This is a genomic window from Burkholderia sp. MSMB1078WGS, from assembly GCF_001528895.1.
In the GTDB taxonomy this organism is placed as follows: domain Bacteria; phylum Pseudomonadota; class Gammaproteobacteria; order Burkholderiales; family Burkholderiaceae; genus Burkholderia.
On the sequence record NZ_LPDI01000101.1, the window covers coordinates 39,019 to 55,025 of the forward strand.

The following is a 16,007-nucleotide window of genomic DNA, read 5'->3' on the forward strand; positions in this document are numbered from 1 at the left end:
CGGGCCGCGTGGCGCGGGTGGGGCTTGCTTCGGGGCAATCGTCAAGCCGGAGCGCGCCGATAGCGGAGCCGCGACGTGCGCGGGCCGGCCTGCCGGCGCGGACATGCGCGGTCAGGCGGGCAGGCGGATCACGCTCGCATCCTTGCGGATCAGCAGCGACGACGCGAGCATCTGCTTGCACTGGTGCGCGAGCACCTTCAGGTCGTGCGTGAGCTCGGCGCCGACCGCGTCGGATTTCTCCGCGGACACGACCATCGCATCGAGATCGCGCGTGATCTGCTTCGACGTTTCGAGCTGGTCGGCAGGCGGCGGCTCGCCGGCTTCGGCTTTCTCGAGATTCTCGAGCACGGCGGCGAGGCCGCGCTGCAGTGCGTCGTCGTGGACGAGGCCGCCATCGGCCGCGCATGCGCTGCGAATCAGCGGTGCGGCAGCCGTGATCTGCGCGCCGAGCACGTGCGTCTGCACGAGCAGGTCGTTCAGTTCGGGCACGAAGCGCTGGTGCGCCTTCGGCTCGATCATCATCCGCTGGAACGCCTGCCCGAGGTTCGCGAACGCGATGTGCACGTCCTTGCGGGCGAGGCGGTAGCGGTAGTCGTCGTCGAGCGTGCTGGCCGGCGTTTCGATCGCCGCGGCGACGACGGGTACGACGGCCGCGCCGTCGGCGGTCGGCACCGGCGGCGGCGACATGCCGCGCCCGGCGCGCCACACGGCCTCGAAATACTTGCGGGTGGACGTCAGCATGTCGGTGACGAGCTTGCCCATCAGCCGGTATTCCCAGTACGGGAACAGCCGGCTCGCGGCGATCGCGATCATGCAGCCGACCACCGTGTCGATCGCGCGCTCGCCGATGATCCGCATGCTGCCCGGCGCGAGCAAGTGAAACATCAGCAGCACGTACGACGACGTGAACACGACGCTTGCCGCATAGTTGAACAGCAGCAGGCTGTAGCTCATCACCATCGACCCGAACATGATCACGATCAGCAGGTGCGGCTCCTTCACCGTGTAGATCAGCGCGATGCTCGCCGCGCAGCCGATCAGCGTGCCGATGATCCGCTGTGCGTTGCGCTGCTTGGTCAACGAGTAGCCGGGCTTCAGGATGATGATGGTGGTCATCACGATCCAGTACGCGTTCGTGAGCGGCAGCAGCCGGCCGATCCAGAAGCCGACCGCCACGGCGATCGTCACGCGCAGTGCATGGCGGAAGCTCGGCGAACGCATGTTCAGGTTCGAGAAGATCAGCAGCGGCGACATGCGGCGGCGCTGCAGGAAACGCGTGAGCGCCTTGTCGATCTTCAGTTCGGTTTGCTGCGGATCGGCGTGGCCCGACAGGTTGCGGCGCATCCGGTCGATCAGGCGCGTCGCGCTCCAGATGCGCCGGAACGTCGCGAGCACGGCCGCATACGCTTCCGCGTTGGTGGCCGCGAAGTTCTTCTTGCGCATCAGCTCGATCTCGTACTCGATCGCGCGCAGCTCGGCCTTCACGCTGATGCGTGAATGCGGCGCGCGGTTCTCGAGCACCGCGAGGCCGATCTGCTCGAGATCGGCGGCGGCCTTGCGGATCAGGTCGCGGTAGAAAATGATGAGATCCGAGCCGCCGAACGTGTTGCGCACGAGCGGGTAATCGGTGTGCGCGCCGACGAACAGCTCGTGCAGGTCGACGCTGTTGATGAACAGGTTGTACATCGTCGTGCGGCCGGGGTCGAGCTTGCCGCGCCGCAGCTTCGGCAGGTTGCGCAGCACGATGTCGCGCGCGGTTTCCTGCGTTTCGACCGCGGTGATCTGCCGGGCGACGAGATTGCGGTAGCACTCGTCGAGATCGGCGTCGAGATCGTAGAACTGCGCGCGCGCGAGCAGGTAGTCGGCACAGGCGAACAGGCTTTCGGCCAGCGCCTGCTGCTCGATCCGGCGCGCCTGCCATTGCGACACGAGCGTGGCCCAGTACGTGTACCAGAGGCCGCCCGCGAGAATCCAGCCCGCGTTGACGAACGCCTGCAGCGGCGTGAATTTCTCCTCGAGCGTCATCACCATCATGAACAGCGTCGCGAAGCTGATCTGCGGCCAGCGGTTGCCGTAGACGACGATCAGCGACAGCACGAACGTGAGCGGCACGATCGTGAGCCACAGCGCGAAGATGTTCGGTGTCGCGAGGCCGGTGGCGAGCGCGGCCAGGAAGCCGATCACGCTGCATGCGAGCATTTCGTTGTGCTTGTACTTGAGCGGGCCCGGCATGTCGACGACGCACGCGCCGAGCGCGCCGGTCGAGATCGTGAAGCCGAGCTCCCGGTTATGAAACACGATCAGGCACAACACGGCCGGCAGTGACACGCCGACCGCGATCCGCAGGCCGCCGAAAAAGTACTGGCTGTAGAAAAACTTTCTGATTTCGACCGAATAGCGCATCGATGGGCTGAATGGCAGACGAAGACGCCCGGGGGCGGCGTATTGACTGGCGACGAGTCTATCGTATTTCGCCGCTCGCAAAAGCTGGCTTTCCGGCCGAGGTTCGCGGCGGCGGCCCATTTGCTATCCTTGGTGATCCTGTTCGCCCGATCTCGCCGGTGCGAGGTTCCGACGCCCGCTTCATGCTCCATCTTTTCTATTCGAACCGTCACGAAACGCTGGCCGACGCGCTGCTCGAAGATCTGGCCGCGTTTCCGGCCCGCAACGGCCCGTGGGCGCCGCAACAGGTCATCGTGCCGAGCGCGGCGCTGCGCCGCCGCCTCGAGCTCGACATCGCCGCGCGCAACGGCGTGTGCGCGAACGTCGAATTCACGTATCTCGCGCAGTGGCTGTGGGCGCAGATCGGCCGTGTGCTGACGGTGCCCGCGCGCTCGCCGTTCGCGCCAGACCGGCTCGTGTGGCGCTGCTACCGGCTGTTCGCGCAGGCGGCCGACGGCGCGCCGTGGCTCGCGTCGCCGCGGCTGGCCGCGTATCTGTCGGCCTCCGACGATGCGATGCGCTACGAACTGGCTCATCGCGTCGCGGCCGTGCTCGATCATTACCTGACCTATCGCCCCGAATGGCTGGCCGCGTGGCAGGCCGGCGAATCGGTGCTCGCGGGCGACGGCGCGCCGCGCGGGATCAGCGACGCCGCACGCGACGACGAGCGCTGGCAGGCCGCGCTGTGGCGCGCGCTGCTCGCCGAGCTGAGCGACAGCGGTACGCCGCCGGCGCACCGCTTCCTCGTCGAAGCGCGCCATCTCGATGCCGATGCGCTCGCGCGCGCCGACTGGCCCGAATCGGTCAGCGTGTTCGCATTGCCGACGATGCCGCCGCTGCACGTCGCGCTGTTGCGCGAACTGTCGCGCTGGATCGACGTGCGCGTCTACGCGCTGAATCCGTGCCGCGAATTCTGGTTCGACATCGTGACCGCCGCGCACGCCGAGGCGCTCGATGCGGCCGGGCGGCGCGATTACCAGGAGGTCGGCCATCCGCTGCTCGCCGAATGGGGCAGGCAGACGCAGGCGCAATTGCACATGCTGCATGAACTGACCGAAAGCGCCGCGTCAGGCGATGCGTCGCGTTTCGTCGAGAATCCTGCGCCTACCTGGCTGGCGCGCGTGCAGAACGCGATCCTCGAACTGCAACCGGAGGCCGAGCTCGGCGACACGCCGGTCGAGCGCGGGATCGAGGTGCACGTGTGCCACAGCCTCGCGCGCCAGCTCGAGGTGCTGCACGACCGGCTGCTCGCGTGGTTCGACGCCGATGCGAGCCTGCAGCCGTCCGACGTGCTCGTCGCGGTGGCCGATCTCGCTGCGGCCGGGCCGTTGATCGACGCGGTGTTCGGCACGGCCGGCGCCGGCGGTGCGCGGGTGCCTTACCGGATCACCGGCCTGCCGCCGTCGCAGGCGAATCCGGTCGCGCGCGTGCTGCTCGACTGGCTCGCGTTGCCGGAGCGGCAGGTCGGCGCGCCGGAGCTGGTCGAATGGCTGCGCGTGGATGCGGTGGCCGCGCGCTACGACATCGACGCGGCCGCGCTCGAAACGGTGCAGACCTGGCTCGCGGCCGCCGGCGCGCGGCGCGGGCTGTCGCCGCTCGCGAGCGACGACGCGGCCGTGCCTGCGCCGCGCCATACGTTCTCCGATGCGCTCGCGCGGCTCTTTCTCGGCTATGCGATGCCCGAAGGGGCGGCGCCGATCGGTGCGTGGCTGCCGATCGAGGCGGCCACGGGCAGCGAGGCCGAACTGCTCGGCCGGCTCGCACGGTTTACCGACGATCTCGACGGCTTCGCGCGGCGGCTCGCGGAGTCGCACACGCCGCGCGGCTGGAGCGAACTGTTTGCGGACACGCTCGCGCGCTTCTTCGACTCGGGCGCCGCGTATGCGGACGCGCTGGCCGGCGTGCGCGACGCGCTCGACGCGATGCTGGCCGCGATGACGGAGGGCGCGCCCGACGAGGCGTTGCCGGCGGCCGTCGTCCGCGCGGGGCTCACCGCGGCGCTCGACGATCCGGCCCGCGGCGGCGTGCCGTGGGGCGGCGTCACGTTCTCGTCGTTGACGAGCTTGCGCGGGCTGCCGTATCGCGTCGTCTGCCTGCTCGGAATGGATGACGGCGTGCTGCCGAGCCTCGCGCGCGCGGACGAGTTCGACCTGATGGCCGTGCTGCCGAAGCTGGGCGATAGGCAGCGCCGCGACGACGAGCGCAATCTGTTTCTCGACCTGTTGCTCGCCGCCCGCGACCGGTTGCTGATCGCCTATACGGGCCGCAGCATTCGCGACAACGCGCCGTTGCCGCCCGCGGCGCTGGTCGACGAACTGCTCGATCATCTCGCGGACGTCACGGCCGGGCCCGGCGCCGCACCGGACGCGGTCGATGCCGCGCGTCGCGCGTTCATCGTCGAGCATCCGCTGCAACCGTTCGCGGCCGCGTATTTCCAGCCGGGCAGCGGCCTCGTTTCGTATGACGCCGAGCGGGCGGCGCTCGCGTCGCTGCTGGCCGCCGAGGCGTCGCGCGACGGGCCGCGCGAGCAGCCATTCTTCGCGCAGCCGCTGCCGGCGGAGCCGGTCGAGCCCGTCGCGTTCAGCGAATTCGAACGTTTCTGGCGCCATCCGGCGCGCGCGTTGCTGCGCGGCCGGCTCGGCATCGTGCTGGCCGATGCGCAGGCCGAACTGCTCGATACCGAGCCGTTCGCGCTGGACTTCGCCGGCAGCGACGCGCTTGCCGAGCGCGTGCTGCCGCTCCTGATCGAAGCGGGCGACGGCGGCGTGCACGATCATGCGCTGCGCATTGCGGACGCGAGCCCCGAACTGCCCGGCGGCGCGACGGGCGCGGTGTGGCGCGATCAGGCGCTCGGTTCGATGACGCAGCTTGCGTCGAACGTGCGCCGTGCACTGGCCGACGGCATCGAGCGGCGGCCGTTCTCGCTCACCGTCGTGCCGGCGTGGCCCGATACCGAGCAGGCGCTGTTCGGCGCCGACGACGCAATGCTGGCGGCCGACGCGGTAGGCGCGCCGCTCGAATTGCATGGCACGCTGAATCGGCTGACGCCGGCCGGGCAGGTCATCTATCGCTATGCGCGGCCCAGTGCGCGCGATTACCTGTCCGCTTGGCTCGCGCATCTCGTCTACTGTGCGGTCGAGCCCGGCGGCCCACGCCGCACGCTGTGGTTCGGCAGCGGCGGTGCGTTCGAGCTGACGCCCGTCGCGGCGCCGCTCGAACGGCTCGCGCCGCTGGCCGCGCTGTTTCGCGCGGGGCGGCGCATGCCGCTGAGGTTTTTCCCGCGCAGCGCGTGGGCGCGGGTGTCCGACGGCGAGGCCAAGGCCGCGAGCGTGTGGATCAACGAGCGGGTGGTCAGCGAAGCCGACGATCCGGCCATCGCGATCGCATGGCGCGGCGCGCATCCGTCGCTCGACGAGCCGTTCGGCACGCTCGCACGGCTCGTGTTCGAGCCGCTCGTCGAGCATCTGAAGGAGGTCGCATGAGCGCCGTGTCGCAGCCGCAGGCGCTCGAACTCGACGTGTTCGCGTGCCCGCTCGACGGTGTCAACCAGATCGAGGCGTCGGCCGGCACCGGCAAGACGTGGAACATCTGCGCGCTGTATGTGCGCCTGCTGCTCGAAAAGGATCTCGGCGCGGACGAAATCCTCGTGGTGACCTTCACGAAAGCGGCGACGGCCGAACTGCACGAGCGGATTCGCAGCCGGCTCGCGCAGCTTGCGCATGCGCTCGACACGGGCGACGACGGCGGCGATCCGTTCATCGCGCGTCTGTGGGAGACCACGCTCGGCGTCGACGGCGCGCTCGATCCCGAGACGGCTGCGAAGCGGATCCGGCGCGCGCTGCGCGCGTTCGACCAGGCCGCGATCCATACGATCCACGCGTTCTGCCAGCGCGCGCTGCAGGAGGCGCCGTTCGCGGCGGCGATGCCGTTCGCGTTCGACATGGAGGCCGACGATGCGTCGCTGCGCTTCGAACTCGCCGCGGATTTCTGGCGCACGCGCGTCGAACCGGCAGCCGCGCGCTGGCCGGGCTTCGCGACCTGGCTCGTCGAATCGGGGGCCGGCCCGGCCGCGCTCGATGCGCAGCTCGCACGCCGGCTGAAGAAGCCGCTTGCCGCGTTGCGCTGGGACGGCGTGACCGAGCCGGACGAATCGGCCGAAGCGGCCGCAGCCGAATGCTTCGCGGAAGCCGCGCGCATGTGGGCTGCCGAGCGCGACGCGATCGATGCGCTGCTGCGCGCCGCGCAGCCCGCGCTCAATCAACGCTCGCACAAGCCCGACGCGCTCGCCGATGCGCTCGCCGCGTGGGGGGTGCATTTCGAGCAGGGCGATGCGACGGCCGCGCTGCCGAAAGCTGCACTGAAGCTCACGCAAACCGCGCTGACGAAGGCGACGAAAAAAGGCGGTGCGACGCCCGCACACGCGTTCTTCGAGGTGGCCGACGCGCTCGAAGCGGCCGTGGCCGCGGCCGAGGCCGCGCAGCGCGCGCGCTGGCTCGCGTTGATCGCCGAATGGCTCGACATGGCTCCGGGCGAATTGGCCGAGCGCAAGCGCACGCGGCGCGTCGTGTCGTTCGACGATTTGCTCGCGAACCTGTATCACGCGCTGCACGCGCATCCGTGGCTCGCCGACACGCTGCGCGCACGCTATCCGGCCGCGCTGATCGACGAGTTTCAGGATACCGATCCGCTGCAGTTCGCGATCTTCGACCGGATCTTCGCGCCGGGCGGCCCGCTGTTCCTCGTCGGCGATCCGAAACAGGCGATCTACAGTTTTCGCGCGGCCGATCTGCATACCTATCTCGCCGCGCGCGCACGGGCGAGCGCGTGCTACACGCTCGCGGTCAATCAGCGCTCGACGCCCGCGATCGTCGATGCGTGCAACCGCTTCTTCATGTCGAATCCGCGCGCATTCGTGCTCGACGGGCTCGACTATTACGCGGTGCGCGCCGGCACGCGCGTGCGGGCGCCGTTCGTCGACGAGACCGATCCGGGGCCGGTCGGCGATTTCCGGATATGGGCGCTGCCGGGCGGCGAAGGCACGTTGCTCAAGCGCGACGCGCAAGCGCAGGCTGCCCAGGCCTGCGCGGCGGAGATCGCGCGGCTGATGCGCGGCGCACGTGAAGGGCGCGTGCGGCTGGGGGACACGCCGTTGTCGCCTGGCGACATCGCGGTGCTCGTGCAAACGCACCGGCAGGGTAGCCTCGTGAAGCGCGTGCTCGCGACGTGGGGCATCGGCAGCGTCGAGCTGGCGCAGGCATCGGTGTTCTCGACCGGCGACGCCGAGCAGCTCGAACGCGTGCTGGCGGCGATCGATGCGCCAGGCGACCTGCGGCGTTTGCGCGCGGCGCTCGCGTCCGACTGGTTCGGGCTCGACGCCGGCGCGCTGTGGCGCATGGAGCAGGGCGACGGCGATGCGCCACCCGGCGCGTCGGCGGCCGACAGCGCCGATGCGATGAGCTGGGTCGAGCGTTTCTCGCGGTATCGGCTGCTGTGGCGCGAACGCGGTTTCGCGGTGATGTGGCGCACGTTCACGCGCGAGCTGCGGATCGCCGAACGGCTGATGGCGGGGGCGGACGGTGAGCGCCGCGTGACCGACATCAACCATCTGGCCGAGTTGACGCAAGCGCGGGCATCCGCCCAGCCCGGCATCGCGCCGACGCTGCGCTGGCTCGCCGCGCAACGGCTCGACGGCGGCGGCGAGGAAGCGCAACTGCGGCTCGAATCCGATCGCAACCTGGTGCAGATCGTCACGGTGCACAAGTCGAAGGGGCTCGAATACGCGATCGTGTTCTGTCCGTTCCTGAACGATGGCGGGTTGCGCGAGCCGCCGTCGTCCGCGCTGCCCGATGCGCGCGAGTATCACGACGACGCGGGCGATGCGGTGCTGCATTACGGATGCGACGACGAGGCGGCTGCACACGCGGCGCGGCAGGCGCTGCGCGAGCAGGCCGCGGAACGCGCGCGGCTCGTCTACGTGGCGCTCACGCGCGCGGTGTATCGCTGCTATGTCGTCGCCGGGCCCTACCTGTCGTCGCGCTCGACGCGCGAAGCGCGGCGCAGCGTGCTCAACTGGCTCGTCGCGGGTGCCGGCCATGCGTTCGACGCGTGGCTCGACGAGCCGCCCGACGAGGCCGCGCTCGATGCGGCATGGCGCGCGCTCGCGGGCGGCCCCGTGAGCATCGCGCCGCTGCCCGTGCCTGCGCGCCGCGAGCGTCTCGCGGCCGGGCACGATGCGTCGCAGACGCTCGCGGCGCGCCATGCGACGCGCATCCTGCGCGATGCGTGGCGGATGGCGAGCTTCAGCTCGTTGACCGCGTCGATGGCGCGCGAGGAGGCGGGCGTCGCGGCCGTGCCCGACGACGAATTGCGGCCCGATCACGATGCGCTTGCCGCGGTGGCGCCGGACGGCGAACCGATACTGGCCGACACGGTGACGGCCCCGCCTGACGACGACATCCTCATGTTCCCGCGCGGTGCGGCGGCCGGCGAATGCTTGCACCGCCTGTTCGAACTCAGCCGGTTCGCGGAGCCCGAATCGTGGCACAAGGCCGCGCTCGGCGCGCTGCACGACCGTCCGGTCGAGGCCGAGCCGGCGCTTGCGGCACGCCTGCCGGCGATGATGGCGCGGCTCGTCGACGAGGTCGTGCACACCGAGCTCGTGCCGGGCATGCGGCTCGCCGATCTCGATCCGGCCAGGCGGCTCGACGAAATGGGTTTCCTGTTCCCGGCGCCGTCGCTCGACCTGACGGCGCTGCGCCGGCTGCTGGTCGCGCACGGCTATCCGGACGTTGCACTGGAGGCGGGCACGCTCGCCGGTTTCATCAAGGGTTTCATCGACATGATCGTCGAACACGACGGCCGTTTCTGGATCGTCGACTGGAAGTCGAACCACCTCGGCACGACGCCGGATGCCTATGGCCCGCGCGCGCTCGATGTCGCGATGGCCGATCACGCGTATCACCTGCAGGCGCTGCTCTATACGGTCGCGCTGCATCGCTACCTGCGCGGCCGGCTGCCCGATTACGACTACGACACGCACATCGCCGGTTACCTGTACCTGTTCGTGCGCGGCGTGCGGCCCGGCTGGCGCAGCGGCGGCGAGCCGGCCGGCGTGCACGCGCGGCGGCCCGCGCGTGCACTCGTCGACGCACTCGACCGGATGATGGAAGGGGGCCGCGCATGACCGCGTCAGACGACATGCTCGAATTCACCGGCGGCCTCGTCGCGCGGCTGCCCGAGCCGGCCGATTTCGGCATCGCGCTCGCGGAAGGCTTCGCACGCCGCATCGGCGACCTCGCGCGCGGTGCCGGTGCGCCGGCCGCGGCGGCGCGCTGGGCCGCGCGCGCCGCGTTCGCGACGAGCCGTGCGACCGCCGGCGGCCACGTGTGCGTCGCGCTTGGTGCGCTCGCGCAGCGCTACGAAGCGTCGCTCGACGAGGTGCGCGCGGCGCTGGCCGCGAGCGGCGTGGTCGCGTTCGGCACGCTCGCACGCGGCGACGAGCGGCCGCTGATCGTCGACCGGCTCGATCATCTGTACCTGTCGCGCTATTTCGATTACGAACGGCGGCTCGCCGATGCGCTCGTCGCGCAGGCCGGTGTCGCCGCGCCGGACGAAAGCCTGTCGCCCGACCGGTTGCGCGACAGTCTCGCCCGTTACTTCGGGCCGGCCACCGGCGAAGTCGACTGGCAGCGCGTGGCGGCGATCGTCGCGCTGACCGGCCGCGTGACGATCGTCAGCGGTGGGCCGGGCACGGGCAAGACGACGACCGTCGTCGGCGTGCTGGCCTGCCTGCTCGATGCGCATCCGGGGCTGCGCATCGCGCTGGCCGCACCGACCGGCAAGGCCGCGCAGCGGATGCAGGAGGCGCTGCACGCACGCGCCGGCGATTTGCCGCCCGAACTCGCGGCGCGCCTGCCCGACACGTCTTATACGCTGCATCGGCTGCTGGGCGGCGGCGGGACGGCCGGCTTCCGGCATCATCGCGACAATCCGTTGCCGTACGATCTGATCGTCGTCGACGAGGCGTCGATGATCGACGTCGCGCTCGCCGCGCATCTGCTCGACGCGCTCGCACCGGGCGCCCGGCTCGTGTTGCTGGGCGACAAGGATCAACTGGCCGCGGTCGAGGCCGGCGCCGTGTTCGCGGAGCTGAGCGCACGGCCGGCGTTCACTGCCGCGGCCCGCAAGCGCATCGCGCAGGCGCTGGACATCGACGAGGCGGCGTTCGTCGCGGCGTTGCCGGTGCCGGACGAAGCCGCGCCGGCAGCGGACGCGCGCGCGCATCCGGCATCCGCTTTCGCACAGGCTTCGGCGTTGCCATCGGCATCCGCGCCTGTTGCGCGCAAATCGGCACCTCGGCCGAAAGTCGATGCGCGACAGGCGTCGCTCTTCGACGACGAACCGCAGGATACCGAAGCGTCGTCGGCCGACATCGCGCCGTCGCCGTCATCCGAGTCGGCACCGGCCGATGCCGGCGCACCGGGCAATGCGCCGGCCTGGATCGAGGCCGACGAACTCGCTTGGCTCGACACCGTCGAGCTGGCGCCGTTCCACGCAGACGATGCGGCGCTGGCGTCGGCGATGGCGGCCGCATCGCCATTGGCCGGCGAAGCCGCTGCCGCGTCCGCCGGCACGCCCGCTCCGGCACCGCTCGCGGACTGCGTCGTGTGGCTCGAACGCAATTACCGCTTCGGTCTCGATTCGCCGATCGGCCGGCTGTCGCTCGCGATCCGCCGCGGCGACGTGCAGGCGGCGCTCGATGCGCTGCCCGCCGACGACTCGGCAGCCGCATCGTTTCACGACGATGCGGGCGACACGCTGGCGTCGTCGACGGTCGAGCGGCTCGCGCGGCGTTTCGGCGCATACCTCGATGCATTGCGCGACGCGCTGGCCGCGCCGGCGCCCGATCCGCTACCGCTGTTCGACGCGCTCAACCGGTTCCGGATCCTGTGCGCGACCCGCAGCGGCTCGCGCGGGGCGGAACACGTCAATGCGCTGGTGGCCGCGCACGTGCGGCATGCGGCACGCGTGCCGCTCGCGGTCGGCGCGCACTGGTTCACCGGGCGGCCGATCATGGTCACGCGCAACGACTATGCGCTCGGGCTGTTCAACGGCGACATCGGCATTGCGCTGCCCGACGCGCACGGTGTGCTGCGCGTGTGGTTCCGGCGTGCGGACGGCGCCGCGCGTGCGGTGTCGCCGGCCGCGCTGCCGCCGCACGAAACGGCGTTCGCGCTGACGGTGCACAAATCGCAGGGCTCGGAATTCGACGAAGCCGCGCTCGTGCTGCCTGCGTCGTTCGGCCGGGTGCTCACGCGCGAGCTCGTCTATACGGCCGTCACGCGCGCACGCACGCGCGTGCAGGTGATCGGGCCGCGGCGCGTGCTGGCGCAGGCGGTCGCGACGCGCACGCAGCGCGATTCGGGGCTCGCGGCCCGCGTCGACGAGGCGCTCGCCCGGCGCCGTACGGAGGCTTCGCGATGATGATTCGCTACACGCTCGATCCGGCCGAGGTCGAATGGACGGCCGTGCGCGCGCAGGGCGCGGGCGGGCAGAACGTGAACAAGGTGTCGAGCGCGATTCATCTGCGCTTCGACATCCGCGCGTCGTCGCTGCCGCCGGTCATCAAGGAGCGGCTTCTCGCGTTGTCCGACCAGCGCATCACGCGCGACGGCATCGTCGTGATCAAGTCGCAGGAATATCGGACGCAGGAGAAAAACCGCGAGGCCGCGCTCGCGCGGCTCGATGCGCTGATCGGCAGCGTCGCGCACACGCCGCGTGTCCGGGTCGCGACGCGGCCGACGCGCGCGTCGAAGGAGCGGCGGCTCGAGCACAAGTCGCGCCGCAGCGTGGTGAAGTCGGGGCGCGGGAAGGTGGTCGACTGACCAATGATCGCAGACGCGCGTCGCATGCGATCGTCCGCCGCGCGCGGCGGCTAACGCATCACGGTTCCCGCACTGTCGAGCACGAAGTCGACGCAGAACACGACGAGCCGGCTCTGCGCGCGGATCGCGACGGCGGCCGTATAGCAGTCGCGGCCTTCCGTCAGCGAGAAGTGAGGGCCCATCAGTGCGACGCGCCCGGGGGCGGCGATCGCGCGCTGGAAATACGGGCGCCGCGACCAGTTGCTGTGGGTTTCCGGGAATAGCGGCGCGAGGCGGGTCACGCTCGCCTGGCTGTCGTCGGGCGGTGCGCCGATCGAAGGCAGGAACTGTTCGCCGGTCTCGTCCGTGACGAACACGCGTCGCGCGGCCGGCACCGCGAACACGCGTTGCGCGGCGTCCTGCAGGTTGCCGCTCGCCGAAAACGCGGCCGCACCGGTGAGCACGAGCCGTTCGATCGCGTCGAAGCCCGGCTGCTGGGCGATCACCGGCGTGTGCCGGCGGGCGATGAAGCGCCGCCACGCGGCATCGAGCATCGCGGGCGCCGCCGCGCTCGCGTGCGCGATCGATGCATCGGGCTGGCCGAACTGGAAACCCTGCACGAAATCGATGTCGGCTTCCATCAGCGCCTGAAGTGCGTCGTCGCTTTCGACGCCTTCGGCCAGCACCATCGCGCCGGCCTGGTGCAGCATCGACACGAGGTGATGCATGATGCGGCGATCGTCGGCCGAGGCGGTCGAACGCTCGACGAGCGAGCGGTCGAGCTTCACGATGTCGGGTCGCGCTCGCCACACGCGGTCGAAGTTCGAGAACCCCGTGCCGAAATCGTCGATCGCAATCAGGAAATCGCGATGCTGGATCATGTCGATCGTGCGGGCAAGCGCGGCTTCGTCGCGTGCCGGCTGCTCGACCACTTCCAGCACGATGCGGTTCGGCGGCAGGGCGAAATGCCGGCACAGCGCCTCGACGAACTCGCGCTGCACGAGGCCCGTGTCGAGCACGCGCGGCGTCACGTTCAGGAATAGCCAGCCGTCGCCGATTCCTTGTGTGACGAAGTTGGCCGTGTGGAGGCAGCGCGCGAGCCGGTCGAGCAGCAGCGCGTCGGCGTCGCCGCGCGTCTTGTCGAACAGGGCGGTGGGCGACACCAGCGCACCGTTCCCGTCGACGACGCGCAGCAGCGCCTCGTAGCCGACGACGCGCTTGTGCGTGATCGACAGCACGGGCTGGAACACGCTGCGCAATGTCGTGGTGCGGTAGGTGGCGAGCCAGCCGTGGGGCGTCGGCGTGAGACGTTCGAGCAGGGCGTCGAGCGACAGGTCGCGGGAGGACTTCATGTCAACGGTGCCCGGGAGCGGGCGGCGGCGTACCGCCACGCCGATGCAGCCGCATGCGCTGGCGGACGCGAAAGAACGGGAGGCATCGAGACCGCCTTCTGCGGATGAGTGTTTCGAGTGTAACGGGATTGCCGCGGCGCGCGTATCAGGGTAACTCCAGACGCAAACGGTACACCGCGATTGCGGCCCGCGCGCTGCGGCGCGGCGAGCGGCCCCGCGTGCAAGCGTACGGTGCATGACCGTCGCGAAACGAAGTGCGCCGCGGCGGCGGATGACGATCCCGCGACAGGGCGGCGGCGGCATGACCGTGCGTCGCTGCCGCCCGATGCGCAGGCCGATGCGGGAAATCCCGGCGGCCGGCCGCTGCCGTCAGACGAATGAGTCGAATGCCCGCGCGCCGCGGTGCGACCGGCGGCGCGTTAGCGCACCCGCGTCGCGTCGCCATCGGCATGGCCGCGCGGCGGCCGGCGATTTCTGCGCGCCGGGCGCGCCGATCGTCACGCCGCTTCGCCGCCGCGCGGTCGGACGCCGGGAATCCGCTTGATCACGCCGGTTGCGAGCGCGGTGCCGACGAGCACGATCGCACAGCCTCCGATCATCACGGCCGACACGTGTTCGCCGAGGAACAGCGCGCCCCACAGCAGCCCGAACACCGGGATCACGAACGTCACGGTAATCGCGCGGGCGGGCCCGATATGCGCGATCAGGTAGAAGAAGATGAAATACGCGATGCCCGTGCACGCGATGCCGAGGGCGAGCACCGCGCCCCATGCGTGCGCGCCGACCGGCGCGGCTGGCCACGTCGCGATCGCGAACGGCAGCAGCAGGACGGTCGAGCCGATCATGCTGCCGGTTGCGTTGACGAGCGGATCGACGCCGCCGAGCTTGCGTTTCGTATAGTTGGCCGCGATGCCGTACAGCAGCGTCGCGCCGAGCGCGGCCGCCGCAGCGAGCGCGGTCGCGCTGGCGCCCGTGTCGCCGTGCGCGTTCGCGATCTGGTTCCACACGAGCGTGAGCACGCCGGCAAACCCGATGACGAGGCCGAGCGCGCGCGGCAGCGACAGCTTGTCCTTCAGCCACAGGTAAGCGACGAGTGCGCCCCACAGCGGCGTCGTCGCGTTGATCACCGACGTCACGCCGGCCGACAGCGTCAGCTCGGCGAACGCGAACAGGCAGAACGGGATGCCCGAATTCAGCGCGCCGACGACGAACAGCGGCCACGCATGACGGCGCAGCCGGGCGCCGAGATCGGCGGGTTTGAAGCGCGTCAGCGCGAAGCCCGCGAGAAACAGCGCGCCGATGCCTACACGCAGCGCCATCAGCGGCGCGACGCCGAAATCGACCACGCCGATCCGGATGAACAGGAAGGATGCGCCCCACAGGGCGGCGAGCACGGTCAGCAGGAAAGCGTTCTTGGGCGACATCGATCGGCGAGGGTGGGGACGGGATGCGACGAATCTTACACCGCGTTACCGCACCGTCGTTTCACGATCGAATGAAACGACAAGAAACGGGAATTCCGCCGTTTGGCACCGGCGGCGGACGGCCACACGTACGCGGCGCGGTCGATCAGTGATGACGCCAGCCGCCGCGTCCGCCGAAGCCGAAATTGAGCGACAGCGCGGGGCCCCAATAACTGCCCCACGCGGGCGCATACGCCGGGGCCGGATAGTAGTAGGCGGGGCCGGGATCGACATACACGGGCGCGGGCTGTACCGGCACCGGCGCCGCCGTGTAATAGCCGCCCGGATAGTAGCCGTACGGGTAATAGCAGCCGGCGAGCGTCGTGCAGGCGAGCGCCGCGGCGACGAAGGTCCTGTTCATGATGTGTCTCCGGCGAAAGCCGGCCATCGGCAGATGCTTGAAGCTTAGGCCGAGTACCGATGACACGGTATGAGAAACGGTAACCGATCATTTCCGGGTCGCGGCCGGGCCGGCTGCGATGCCGCATGCGAAAACGGCGCTTCCGCAGTGCGGAAACGCCGTTTGAACCGACCGGCCGATGGCTGGGCGACGCCCAACCGGCCGATGCGAGTGCTTTACTTGCCGACCTGGTTACCGATGATGCCGCCGGCCGCCGCGCCGCCCAGCGTCGACAGCGCGTTGCCGCCGATCGCCGCGCCGGCGACGCCGCCGACACCCGCACCGATTGCCGTATCGCGCTGGCGTCGCGACATCGAATCGCAGGCCGACAGGCTGGCCACCGTCGCGACGAGGAGCGCGCATACCCCAAAACGCCGAATCGAGTTCATGATCGTTGTCCTTGTGGTAGTGAACGGAAGGCACACGGCCGGCTGGCGGCCGCGCATGTCCCCAATCTACGCGCCGTCCCGCGACGCTGCTGTAAGGA

Annotated in this window: 9 protein-coding genes; 4 read left to right on the top strand and 5 right to left on the bottom strand. The window is 70.3% G+C overall.

Annotation, left to right across the window (positions count from 1 at the left end; all coding sequences use genetic code 11):
- Positions 1–111 precede the first annotated feature (111 nt).
- On the bottom strand, positions 112–2,403 hold the full coding sequence (locus tag WT24_RS26780) for an FUSC family membrane protein (RefSeq protein WP_060036328.1): 2,292 nt from the start codon (positions 2,401–2,403) through the stop codon (positions 112–114).
- 182 nt (positions 2,404–2,585) lie between these two features.
- Between WT24_RS26780 and recC the strand changes: the two genes are divergently transcribed.
- Genes recC through arfB form a run of 4 tightly spaced genes read left to right on the top strand, consistent with a single transcriptional unit; the run spans position 2,586 to position 12,326 of the window.
- Positions 2,586–5,924 (top strand): exodeoxyribonuclease V subunit gamma, encoded by a 3,339-nt coding sequence (gene recC, locus WT24_RS26785; RefSeq protein WP_060036329.1) that lies wholly within the window; start codon positions 2,586–2,588, stop codon positions 5,922–5,924.
- On the top strand, positions 5,921–9,625 hold the full coding sequence (gene recB, locus WT24_RS26790) for an exodeoxyribonuclease V subunit beta (protein WP_060036330.1): 3,705 nt from the start codon (positions 5,921–5,923) through the stop codon (positions 9,623–9,625). The genes recC and recB overlap by 4 nt, the downstream gene beginning before the upstream one ends.
- Positions 9,622–11,925 (top strand): AAA family ATPase, encoded by a 2,304-nt coding sequence (locus tag WT24_RS26795; RefSeq protein ID WP_060036331.1) that lies wholly within the window; start codon positions 9,622–9,624, stop codon positions 11,923–11,925. The genes recB and WT24_RS26795 overlap by 4 nt, the downstream gene beginning before the upstream one ends.
- Positions 11,922–12,326, top strand: a complete 405-nt coding sequence (gene arfB / locus WT24_RS26800) for an alternative ribosome rescue aminoacyl-tRNA hydrolase ArfB (RefSeq protein ID WP_059501869.1) — start codon at positions 11,922–11,924, stop codon at positions 12,324–12,326. The genes WT24_RS26795 and arfB overlap by 4 nt, the downstream gene beginning before the upstream one ends.
- A 50-nt stretch (positions 12,327–12,376) precedes the next feature.
- Here the strand turns inward: arfB and WT24_RS26805 are convergent, their stop codons facing one another.
- The 4 genes from WT24_RS26805 to WT24_RS26825 all read right to left on the bottom strand — a co-directional run bounded on the left by WT24_RS26805 (position 12,377) and on the right by WT24_RS26825 (position 15,909).
- Positions 12,377–13,657: an EAL domain-containing protein gene (locus tag WT24_RS26805; protein ID WP_059502103.1), complete on the bottom strand. Its 1,281-nt coding sequence runs from the start codon at positions 13,655–13,657 to the stop codon at positions 12,377–12,379.
- A gap of 497 nt (positions 13,658–14,154) precedes the next feature.
- On the bottom strand, positions 14,155–15,081 hold the full coding sequence (locus tag WT24_RS26815; RefSeq protein ID WP_059501871.1) for a DMT family transporter: 927 nt from the start codon (positions 15,079–15,081) through the stop codon (positions 14,155–14,157).
- Between the two features lie 145 nt (positions 15,082–15,226).
- A complete protein-coding gene (locus WT24_RS26820) occupies positions 15,227–15,481 on the bottom strand; it encodes a hypothetical protein (protein ID WP_027784015.1) in 255 nt (84 codons plus the stop codon).
- Positions 15,482–15,696: 215 nt separating this feature from the next.
- Positions 15,697–15,909, bottom strand: a complete 213-nt coding sequence (locus WT24_RS26825) for a glycine zipper 2TM domain-containing protein (RefSeq protein ID WP_011545020.1) — start codon at positions 15,907–15,909, stop codon at positions 15,697–15,699.
- Between the last annotated feature and the right edge of the window lie 98 nt (positions 15,910–16,007).